At 44.3% G+C, this 10,544-nt stretch carries 8 protein-coding genes; all 8 read left to right on the top strand.

Annotation, left to right across the window (positions count from 1 at the left end; all coding sequences use genetic code 11):
- A partial coding sequence (locus ABZA00_RS14125; RefSeq protein WP_372882803.1) for a transglutaminase family protein occupies positions 1 to 2,134 on the top strand: 2,134 nt, incomplete at its 5' end.
- A 143-nt stretch (positions 2,135 to 2,277) separates the two neighbouring features.
- Positions 2,278 to 4,770, top strand: a complete 2,493-nt coding sequence (locus tag ABZA00_RS14120) for a circularly permuted type 2 ATP-grasp protein (protein ID WP_372882802.1) — start codon at positions 2,278 to 2,280, stop codon at positions 4,768 to 4,770.
- Positions 4,760 to 5,641: a transglutaminase N-terminal domain-containing protein gene (locus ABZA00_RS14115; RefSeq protein ID WP_372882801.1), complete on the top strand. Its 882-nt coding sequence runs from the start codon at positions 4,760 to 4,762 to the stop codon at positions 5,639 to 5,641. The genes ABZA00_RS14120 and ABZA00_RS14115 overlap by 11 nt, the downstream gene beginning before the upstream one ends.
- A gap of 52 nt (positions 5,642 to 5,693) precedes the next feature.
- Positions 5,694 to 7,148: a circularly permuted type 2 ATP-grasp protein gene (locus ABZA00_RS14110; protein ID WP_372882800.1), complete on the top strand. Its 1,455-nt coding sequence runs from the start codon at positions 5,694 to 5,696 to the stop codon at positions 7,146 to 7,148.
- 1 nt (position 7,149) lies between these two features.
- Positions 7,150 to 8,070 (top strand): alpha-E domain-containing protein, encoded by a 921-nt coding sequence (locus ABZA00_RS14105; RefSeq protein ID WP_372882799.1) that lies wholly within the window; start codon positions 7,150 to 7,152, stop codon positions 8,068 to 8,070.
- A 442-nt stretch (positions 8,071 to 8,512) separates the two neighbouring features.
- Positions 8,513 to 8,986 carry an aminoacyl-tRNA deacylase gene (locus ABZA00_RS14100; RefSeq protein WP_372882798.1) on the top strand — a complete coding sequence of 158 codons (474 nt, stop codon included), beginning with the start codon at positions 8,513 to 8,515 and terminating at the stop codon, positions 8,984 to 8,986.
- Between the two features lie 75 nt (positions 8,987 to 9,061).
- Entirely contained in the window at positions 9,062 to 10,219 is a 1,158-nt protein-coding gene (locus tag ABZA00_RS14095; protein ID WP_372882797.1) for an efflux RND transporter periplasmic adaptor subunit, read from the top strand.
- A partial coding sequence (locus tag ABZA00_RS14090) for an ABC transporter ATP-binding protein (RefSeq protein WP_372882796.1) occupies positions 10,216 to 10,544 on the top strand: 329 nt, incomplete at its 3' end. The genes ABZA00_RS14095 and ABZA00_RS14090, both read left to right, overlap by 4 nt.

Genomic DNA, 10,544 nt, shown 5'->3' with positions numbered 1-10,544 from the left:
GCAATACGCCTGTTACTGGCGCAAAGATGGTGTTCCGTTATGGCAGGATCCTACGCTGTTAGCTGATCCCAATAAAGATTATCAATTAGATCATAACCATACGAAGCAATTTGCAGAAACCCTGTGTAACGCCTTGGGCCTGGATAAGACTGCACTGACTACCGCTTATGAAGATATTCTCTATCATCTATGGCAGGAAGCCTCTTTACCGACAGAAATATCACCTAAGCAGCCTGAATTGCTGCATGCGATGAGCCGTAAAGGACTGCTGGCAAAAATGGAGCAGGGTATAGAAAAACCTGTGGGTTATGTCTTACCTCTGAAATGGCATGATAGCAAAAATTGCTGGCAGTCATGTATTTGGGAATTTAAACGCGGGCATTGTTTCTTATTACCGGGTGAATCACCTCTGGGTTACCGTCTTCCTTTAGACAGTCTGGAATGGACGGATAATATTATCGAGCGCGACCCGTTTGATATTCCGCTTGATTTTGTTACCCCCCCGAAATTGAAAAAGGGATTTATCGGTAAAGAGATGATTAAAACGGCGCTTGTTCTGGAGGTCCGGGAAGGGCGCTTGTATACCTTTATGCCACCGATCAGTCATTTTGAACAGTACCTGGGATTATTAGATGCGATCGAGTCTGTTGCTAAAGAACTGACTATGCCGGTGGTAATAGAAGGATATAGTCCACCGAAGGATAGCCGCGTCGAAAAATATGCGGTGACGCCGGATCCGGGAGTAATCGAAGTGAATATTCACCCGTCTACCTCCTGGGCGCAATTAGTTGACAGAACAACAACCTTATACGGCCTGGCCAAACAATGCCGTTTAGGTACCGATAAATTTTTGGCTGACGGGCGTCACACCGGCACGGGTGGCGGTAATCATGTGACATTAGGCGGTGCAACACCGGATCAAAGTCCATTCCTGCGCCGACCTGATATATTAAGAAGCTTTATCACCTACTGGCAGCACCATCCCGGTTTGTCTTATCTGTTTTCCGGCCTGTTTATCGGTCCGACAAGCCAGGCGCCACGCGTTGATGAAGCACGTGATGAAGTGTTATATGAATTGGAAATTGCTTTTTCACATATGCCCAAAGGCGAAGTGCCTGAGCCCTGGCTGGTTGACCGGTTACTGCGTAATTTATTGGTCGATTTAACCGGTAATACCCATCGCGCAGAATTTTGTATTGATAAATTATACTCCCCCGATTCAGCAATGGGCCGGCTGGGGATTGTTGAATTTAGAGGCTTTGAAATGCCGCCTCATTCGCAAATGAGTCTGGTACAGATGTTATTACTGCGTACCTTATTAGCCTGGTTCTGGAAACAGCCGTATCACAAACAGCTGGTGCGCTGGGGTACTGAATTACATGATAAGTTTTTATTACCGCAGTATGTGGAAAATGATTTGGCTGAAATTTGCCGCGATCTGCAGCAGGCAGGCTTTAATTTCCAATTAAATTGGCTGAATCCGTTTTTTGAATTTAGATTCCCTGTGTGTGGTACGCGTGAGTTGGACAGCATTGTATTAGAGCTGAGAACCGCTATTGAACCCTGGCATGTCTTGGGTGAGGAAGCAACCGGCTCCGGTACAGCAAGGTATGTTGATTCATCATTGGAAAGAGTACAAATCAAAGTCCAGGGAATGGTTGGCGATCGTTATATCGTAACCTGTAACGGCCGCAGAGTGCCGCTTAAGCCGGTCAACGCACAAACTAAAAATGAAATGGTGGCGGGCATTCGTTTCCGTGCCTGGCAGCCGCCCACCGCGTTACACCCGACCATTGGTGTGCATGCACCACTGGTGTTTGATCTGATTGATACCTGGTCCGGACGCTCTTTAGGTGGCTTCGTTTATCATGTCAGCCACGCGGGCGGACGTAACCCTGAGACTGCACCGATCAATGCATTTGAAGCAGAAGGGCGCAGAATTGCGCGATTCTGGGAGCATGGGCATACGCCGTCGTTATTAGCATCGGCACTGCCAACATGGTCACCTTCAGCGGTTAATCACAGTTTTCAACAAACCGAAGCTGTCAGTGATTTTGTTTTTCCTGAAGAGGAAAGCATTAATCAGGATTATCCGAATACACTGGATTTACGTCGACAGCCTACTTTTAAATAAAAATTTATTCCACCCTGAATATCGTCAGGGTGGAATAATTTTAATATTTTTTTGTCACAGTTATCTGATATAAAAGTAAAGGTTCTGTTGTTTATCTGCTATAACATGGAGTAATAGTTAGCTTGTATATAAGAAATCACACTATGTCTGAATTACCCATATGGCTCTCTTCATACTTAAATGGTCTGCATGTGCATGACGAGGTAGCCAATCATAGCGGCCTGCATCCGGAGCATTGGGATACCCTGTTTAATCGTCTGGCGAACCTCTCGGCAGAAGATATCAGCAACCGGGCGACTGAAATAACTCAGTTACTGCAAAACAGCAGTATCAAACATGACAGCAGTCAGCAGTGGCACCTTGATCCTTTACCCTTTATGTTTTCTAAAGCCGACTGGGCTTTGATTGAAGCGGGTGTAAAGCAGAGAACCCAGTTATTAAACAGGGTTCAGCAGGACATCTATAGCGGGCAAAAATTACTATTGGACGGACTGATTCCGGCTCAGCAATTATATCGGGATAATAATTACCTGCGTGAAGGTTTTAGTCTGCCGGCAAAGGATTTAAAGCTGTTTTTTACCGCGCTTGATGTTTACCGGGATCCATCCGGTAAATTTAAAGTGCTGACGGATCATTGCCAGTGCCCGTTAGGCCTGGGCTTGCTGCTTGAAAGTCGCATTATCGCCCGGCGGGTCATGGCTGAAGAGTTTGCTGAATGCGGCGTGCAGGAAATTAGAAAATTTCTGCAGTTATTTCAGGAAAATGTCAATGAATACAGCAGCAATATGGATGATCCGCGCATTGTGATCCTCACTAAGGGAGCGGATGATCCTAATTATAATGAACATGCTTTTTTATCCACCTATTTCGGTTATACCCTGGTGCAGAGTGCTGACCTGACCGTACGCAACGGTCAAGTTTGTTTAAAAACCTTACAGGGATTAGGGAAAATTAATGTCATTATCCGTTGGCTGCCGGATCGGATTATCGATTCATTAGAGCAAACTGAGTATTCATTACATGGTATTCCCGGTTTATTACAGGCGGTGCGGGATGGCTCGGTCAAAGTGATAAACCCCTTTGGCAGCGGCGTGTTAACGTCGACAGCGATTAAGTGTCATTTAGCCGAATTATCCACTCACCTTTTAAAAGAACCCTTAATACTCAGTGAGCCTGAGTATTATGACGTCCAACAAGCCAAAACATTAGATTGGAATCAACTTGAATTTGCTTCTTACAAGGATAAACAATTTACATTAGACGGGGCTGTTGACGCAGAAAAAATAGCTCAGCTGCTCAGTACCCAGCCCGACGATTATTATTTCCGGGACAAAGCCAAATTCAGTACTGCACCATTTTGGGTTAATGGCCGGTTAGTTGATAAACCTGTTGTATTTCGCTGTTATGCTTTAACCACAGAATATGGCGTGGAGGTTTTACCTTCTGCCTTATGTTTTTCTAATGAGGCCAGTGAGTCAGGCTGGGTTAAAGATACCTGGATCAGCACTGATAATAGTAAAGCTCAAGAAGCACACGCAGTACCGGGGCAGATCAGAAAAAGGATGGATCTTACCCTGTTGGAAGGGGAGATATCGAGCCGTACTGCTGAACATCTGTTTTGGTTAGGGCGCTATTTGGAAAGATGTGAAAATACGGTACGTATTTTACGTATCTTTATAGACAGATATACCGAGTTGGCTATCTATCCTGATTTAACCCGGCAAAATATTGTCACCAGACTGTTAGCTGCGATGAAAGCGCAGTTGATTGTTTATCCCTACACACAACAAGATACAAAGCTGGAGAAGTTTGATCCTGTGTTGTGTAAGCAGATGGCTTTTCAACTGTTAGCGACTAAGGAATGTCCCGCCAGTATTAGTAATACCCTTGGTTATTTGACTAATTCGGCAGTGCAAATCCGGGAATTGTTATCCTATGACAGTTGGCGGATTATTGACGAAATTAATGAGCAAATCCGTTTATTGAAAAATACCACAATAGAGGTCTCAACGCGTTCAATACAAAGCAGCTTAGATAAAATTATGGGCTCAATCATGGCCTTTAATGGTTCCATTACGGACTGTATGCCTAATAGCAACGGCTGGTTTTTATTGAAAATGGGACGCAGGATTGAACGCAGCATGCAAATTACTTCATTAACTTCTGCGTTGTTGGTTAAAGAGTTAGATACGGCCGAAGAACTCGGATTGTTAGAAGCGGTATTGAGCAGTCAGGCGAGTTTGGTGACCCATAAACGTCGTTATCGCATGTACCAGAGCCTCGGGACAGGTATCGAATTATTATTATTGGATGCCGAATATCCCCGTTCTTTATTATTTCAGTTAGAGCAAATTAATCAACTTTGCCAGCACCTGCCGGCCAAGCGACGGCCCGGATTAATTGCCGCGCATGAGAAAGCGATTCTCCTCTCTAAAACCAGTTGTTATTTGACCGAAAGAGACTACCTGCAATCAAGTGAAAATGGTCAACGTAAGCTGCTAGTGGAATTTAGCCAGAATATCCGTACCAATCTGGATACTTTTTGTGACGTATTGTTACTTCAGTATTTCACGCATACTAAAAGGGCTAAAAAATTAAACTGGACCAATATGGGTAAGCCCAATCGTGAAATATAAAATAAAACATACCACAACCTATCATTATTCGGATTTTGTCAGTTTATGCCAAAATCAGGCGCGTTTAACCCCAAAAAGCAATCACCGGGGACAGATTTGTTATAACACCGAAATTGAAATACAACCGTCAACCAACTATCTGCAGCAGTATACCGATTATTTTGATAATGACGTGACCGCTTTTGAGATCGCCACGCAACACAAAACACTTAAAGTGACGGCGGTCAGTGAGGTTGAACTGTTTGCGGGTCTGAATAAAAATTTAAATAGTATTGATCTGCCATGGGAAAAAACCCGTGATTTACTGGCTAATCCTAATACTCATGAATTATTAAAAGCCGCTGAGTTTGTTCTGCCTTCTCAATATACTCCTTTAGACAAATATATTAAAAGTTATGCGCTGGCCTCTTTTTCTGCGCAGAAAAATTTAATTTCTGCCTGTGAGGATTTAATGGCACGAATTTTTCATGAGTTTTACTATGATCCTAGTTTTAGCACGATTAGCACCCCTTTGGGTGATGTTTTTGCACAAAAACGGGGCGTTTGCCAGGATTTTGCACACTTTGCACTAGCTTGCCTGCGCAGCATGGGATTAGCGGCGAGATATGTCAGTGGCTATATTGAAACAATACCGCCGGAAGGTGAACAAAAATTAGAAGGTGCCGATGCAACTCATGCCTGGTTTGCCGTCTTTGTTCCGAATTTCGGCTGGCTTGATTTTGATCCGACCAACAATGTATTACCCGACGGTCAGCATATCACTCTGGCAGTCGGCCGGGATTTTTCTGATGTAACTCCGTTGAAAGGAGTTGTATTTGGTGGGGGATCGCAGAGCCTCAATGTGGCGGTCGATATGACCCGATTAGAATAATTAAAAAATTTATATGGCATGAAAGTTAATAATGGAAAAGGCGGCGAACTGTATGGGAATTGATTGGAAAGCGTACCAAACAAATGGTTTTTTTGATGAATTAATTGACGGCCAGGGAGGAGTAAGACCACATGGACGACAATTAGCGCAATTCTTTGCCGGTTTATCCGGTGATGAGTTAAAACAAGCCAGAGCGGTCGCTGATTTGGCGATTAAAGAGATGGGTATTTCATTCACTGTATATGATGAGGGAAATACTATAGACAGGGCATGGCCTGTGGATATTATTCCGCGCATTATAGGTAAAAACGAATGGCAGACTGTCGAGACGGGGTTAAAACAACGCGTTGAAGCACTAAACCTGTTTATTAATGACCTTTACCATGAGCAAAAAATAATAAAAGATGGTGTCTTTCCAAAAGACTTATTGGCCAAATCCGTTAATTTTCGTCCGCAATGCGTGGGCGTTAATCCACCTAATAATATCTGGGCGCATATTTGTGGTTCAGATTTAGTCCGTGACGGTGACGGCACCATGTACGTGCTGGAAGATAATCTGCGCGTTCCTTCCGGTGTCTCTTATATGCTTGAAAACCGTTCCGTTATGAAACGTGTTTTCCCGGAATTGTTTGAGCAGGTTCCGGTTCTGCCTGTCAATGATTACCCATCGCAGTTGTTCGATATGCTCTCTGCGATGTCTCCGCGTCCGCAGGATATACCTGAGGTGGTGGTATTGACCCCCGGGGTATTTAATTCTGCTTATTTTGAACATTGTTACCTCGCTCAAGAGATGGGCTGCGAGCTGGTGGAAGGCCGGGATCTGGTGGTCGAAAAAGATGATTGTGTTTATATGAAAACTATCACGGGGTTGCGCAGAGTTGATGTTATTTATCGCCGCATTGATGATCTGTTTTTAGATCCGGAAGCCTTTAATCCGGATTCAAAACTGGGCGTACCCGGTTTGATGCGTGCCTGGGCAAAAGGTAATGTCGCTTTGGTTAATGCCCCCGGCGCCGGTGTTGCAGATGATAAAGTAGTCTATGCTTATGTCCCTGAAATTATTAAATATTATCTGGGTGAAGAGGCAAAAATTGCGAATGTACCTACTTACAAGTGCTTAGATAAAAAAGAACGTGATTATGTGATCAAAAACATTGATAAGCTGGTGGTTAAGCCCGCGAATGAATCAGGCGGTTATGGTTTGTTGATTGGGCCTAAATCCACTAAAAAACAGCAGCAGGAAACTATCGCACAGATTAAAGCTGATCCGCGCAACTGGGTTGCACAACCCACTTTAAACCTGTCCACCGTGCCGACTTTAGCTGAGTCTGATCCTGCTGGCCGGCATGTGGATCTCAGACCTTTTATCCTGTCATCGGGCAAAGATATTCAGGTTACCACCGGAGGATTAACGCGAGTCGCCATGGTTAAAGGCTCTTTAGTGGTGAATTCATCACAGGGTGGCGGTAGTAAAGATACTTGGATTGTTGACGAGGAAGCTGAATAATATGTTATCAAGAGTAGCTGAAACTTTATACTGGATGTCCCGTTATGTTGAACGGACAGAGAATGTTGCGCGTTTAATCAATGTTAATAACATGCTGATTATGGATTTACCTAAGGGGGTTTCTTCAGGTTGGGCGCCGTTGATTGATATCATAGGGGTACGTGAGGAATACCAGAAAAATCATAAAGACTTTTCGGAACAAAGTGCATTAAGATATTTGTTAGCTGGGGATAATAACCACTCCTCCATTCTTAATTCTATTTCCAGCGCAAGGGAGAATGCGAGAACCATTCGTGATGTTCTGCCGAAGTGCATCTGGGAAGGCATTAATTCATTATATTATTACGTCAAAGATAATAAAAATGAAGGCCTGACCAAGCGTGGCCGGTTTAACTATTTAAAACATATCATTGAATCAGCGCAGATGATATTCGGAGCATTGGACGGCACTATTAACCATGATGACGGTTATGTTTTTATCCGCTTCGGTTCAATTATTGAACGGGCAGATATGACTTCGCGAATTTTAGATGTCCGCTCTGCGACGCTTATCACCAGTGAAGAGGCTAAACCTTACGATAATATTCAATGGATGAGTTTATTACGCTCACTGAGTGCCTATCAAATGTATCGTCAACAGATGAGTGTACGTATTCAGCGCAAAGATGTCATTGAATTTATCATGCATAGTGAGGTGTTTCCAAGATCAATTCTGTTTTGCTTGTATGAATTAAAAGACTTAATTGAGCCTCTTGTCAACTCACCTCAGGTGATTGAGTTGATTGATGAAGCCAGTGATGATTTAAAACATAGTGATGTCAGGGTACTTAGAAACGGTGAGTTGCACGATTATATTGATCAATTACAGATTAAATTAGCCGGCATTCACAATGCGTTAGCAGAGTCCTATTTCTTAAAATAGACCCGCTAAATTATTAACGTCCGGACATATTCACATCTCACTGTTTACCCTTTAAATGGTGGGATGTGAAAACTTTATTAAAGCCCATCTCTCATCATCTAACTTTATAAAACGCCATTCAGTATTCCGCTTTGCAACACCTACATAAACCGGCTCCTGATTATTGCTTAGCTTCTCTCCTGTGCAGGTTCACTCAATTATTTCCCTTCCAGAGCAATATTCTCGTTATGTCAGCCCCTGCAGCATCATTATCCAGGGCATGCTTTCCGATGATTAATTTTTAATCCTGCATGGCAAATATAGGTGCACCGGAAGGGGATAGACTACACTTTGAATTAACAAAAGCGCAATTTATTTGGCCTCAGATCATGAGTGAGTATTGAATACAGATCCTTAATGGGGCTGGTAAGTAACTTGAATTATTCGATAAGGAACAAACACCATGTCCATGGCAGAAACGGTAAAATCTTATATGGCGGCACTGCAAATTGATTATGATCTGCTGCCGCATCCAAAAACCTATAACAGTCGCGAGAGTGCTGAGGCTGCGCACATTCCTGAAGATCATATTGCCAAGGCGGTGATTGTCAAAGATGCCCGCGGTTATGCAATGGTTGTGATTCCCGGGCGCCACTGGCTGAAACTAAAGGCAATGAGCGAAGAGGTCGGACGGGAATTTTCACTGGCAGAAGAAGCTGAAATCAATAAGCTCTTTAATGACTGCCAATCCGGTGCGATTCCACCAGTGGGACCGGCTTATCAACTGGCAACGTTTATGGATCAGCGCCTGTTGGCTCTGGCTAATATTTTCTTTGAAGCCGGAGATCATGAACATCTGGTGCACGTTGATGGCAAGGGATTTCATAAACTGTTAAAAGGCGCGCGTCATGGTTATTTTAGCCATAACAATGATTAGATGCAGTAGCGATGTGGCTGTTTGATAAGAGATCCAAGTTGTTTGGCATAAGCATTAATAAACACAAGGATGGGTATGATTAAAAGAAATAAGCATCTGTTGATTATTGCTGTAGTGATCCTGGTCATAATGTTAGTTCTGGTTTACAACACTCGTCCTAAGCCTGTACTGGTACAGGTGCAGGAGGCCGAAATAGGGATGATTGAAGAGACTGTCGCTAATACCCGGGCCGGAACTGTTATGCCCTGTCGGCGGGCGAAGATGTCACCGGCGCTGGGTGGACAGATTGCTTCACTGCTGATTAAGGAAGGAGATCAGGTCGAGCAGGGGGCGGTGCTGCTGGCGTTATGGAATGATGATTTAAAGGCGGAGGTAAGGCTTGCCTATTCTGAAGCTGAAGCTGCTCGCGCTCGCGCCGAAAGCATCTGTGTGCAGGCGGATATTGCGGCAAAAAATGCCAAACGAAAAACAGATCTGGGTAAAAGCAGAGCTATTTCTGAAGAGCTGGTCGATCAGGCCGTGGCAACCGCAAAATCAAGTCGGGCAGATTGTACCGCATCACTGAGTTCAGCCATTGTCAGTAAAGAACGCATTGGCGTGGCCGAGGCACACCTTGAGCGCACGCTTTTGAAAGCGCCTTTTAGTGGCGTGGTGGTGGAGGTGAATGGTGAAATTGGTGAATATGTCACACCATCACCACCGGGTATCGCGACTTTGCCGGCAGTGGATATGGTTGATAATTCCTGTTTTTATGTCAGTGCTCCGATCGATGAAGTGGATGCCCCGCAGATCCAGGCGGATATGCTCGCCCGTATCAGCCTGGATGCTTTTAAAGACAGGCGTTTTCCCGCAAAGGTAAGGCGCATAGCAGCCTATGTACTGGATCGTGAAAAGCAGGCGCGCACTGTTGATATCGAGGTGATTTTTGAAAACCCGGATGACATGGCGGCAATGCTGCCGGGCTACAGTGCTGATGCGGAAGTGATCTTAAGGATGCGTGATAATGTATTACGTGTCCCTACTGAGGCTATTATCGACAAGCAGCAGGTTTATATTTTTAATACCGCTCAAAGTACACTGCAGCTGCGTGACGTAAAAATAGGATTGGCCAACTGGGACCAGACAGAAATTCTAAGAGGCATTGAACAGGGTGAACAGGTAGTGACCACAGTCGATCGTAAAGGGGTTGCTGACGGGGTTCTGGCTAAAATTGAAAAACCGGAAGAAAGATGATCACGCTTGAGCATATAAACCGTACCTTCAAAGTGGGAGAAGAGCTGGTGCATGGTCTTGATGATGTTAACCTGCAGCTTCAAAACGGTGACTACGTCTCTATTATGGGGCCTTCCGGTTCAGGTAAATCGACATTACTCAATGTGCTGGGTTTACTGGATCAACCCGACAGCGGCAATTATGTTCTAAATGGTGATAATGTTACCGAATTGACGGAACTGCAGCAGGCTCAGGTCAGGCGTGAAAAAGTGGGATTTGTATTCCAGAGTTTTCATCTGATACCCAGATTAACCGCAGCCGAAAATGTTGCTCTGCCGCTGACGCT

Origin of the sequence: Psychromonas sp., from assembly GCF_041586535.1 — a bacterium.
Taxonomy (GTDB): domain Bacteria; phylum Pseudomonadota; class Gammaproteobacteria; order Enterobacterales; family Psychromonadaceae; genus Psychromonas.
Note: the sequence above shows the minus strand (reverse complement) of the source record. Positions and strands in the feature narration are given on the sequence as shown.

Excerpts from the sequence above, each read along its gene's own strand:
- ABZA00_RS14100 (WP_372882798.1), top strand. The coding sequence starts at position 8,513 with ATGTCCATGGCAGAAACGGTAAAATCTTATATGGCGGCACTGCAAATT.
- ABZA00_RS14095 (WP_372882797.1), top strand. The coding sequence starts at position 9,062 with ATGATTAAAAGAAATAAGCATCTGTTGATTATTGCTGTAGTGATCCTG.
- ABZA00_RS14105 (WP_372882799.1), top strand. The coding sequence starts at position 7,150 with ATGTTATCAAGAGTAGCTGAAACTTTATACTGGATGTCCCGTTATGTT.
- ABZA00_RS14110 (WP_372882800.1), top strand. The coding sequence starts at position 5,694 with ATGGGAATTGATTGGAAAGCGTACCAAACAAATGGTTTTTTTGATGAA.
- ABZA00_RS14120 (WP_372882802.1), top strand. The coding sequence starts at position 2,278 with ATGTCTGAATTACCCATATGGCTCTCTTCATACTTAAATGGTCTGCAT.